1 pseudogene is annotated in these 529 nt (G+C 63.5%); it reads right to left on the reverse strand.

The features are described from left to right. Positions 1–207, reverse strand: a pseudogene (locus C1631_RS24820) (IS256 family transposase); the annotation flags it as partial. Positions 208–529 lie beyond the last annotated feature (322 nt).

Genomic DNA, 529 nt, shown 5'->3' on the forward strand with positions numbered 1-529 from the left:
CTCGGGCGTCGCCCCGATCAGCACGAGCATGCACTCGGCCTGGTCCTCCATCCGGGCCTGCAGGTAGACGCAGTCGGCCCAGACATAGCCCTCGCGGCGTGCGGAGAGATCGCGGCCCTGCCAGCGGGCATACTCGTCCGCCCAGGCCGCGGTCAGCCGGGCAATGACGGCCGGCGAGAGGTTCGGAGCATCCCGACCCAGAAGGCCAGAACGAACGAAACGCCCATCCTGATACGCATAAGCGGACAAAGCTGGAACAGGGTGGCGTGACGCGGAGGAGAGGCTGCTGTCGGGTGGTCTCCAGCTCGCGGCGGGGCGATTTTGCCAGCGTCGGCAAACAGGTGATAGGCGACGCTCCGGACCTGCGCTTTTGCCGAACCATACCCGCCTCAGCCCATAACGATCGACAAACCCTGTCGCTTTGATAGGGTGTTCGAAAACATGCTTTCGAGGGTTTGTCGTACATGCTGGTCGGATATATGCGGGTGTCAACGACCGATGACCGCCAAACGGTCGATCTCCAGCGGGA

The sequence above is a fragment of the Chryseobacterium phosphatilyticum genome (genome assembly GCF_002899825.2).
Lineage (GTDB): Bacteria > Bacteroidota > Bacteroidia > Flavobacteriales > Weeksellaceae > Chryseobacterium > Chryseobacterium phosphatilyticum.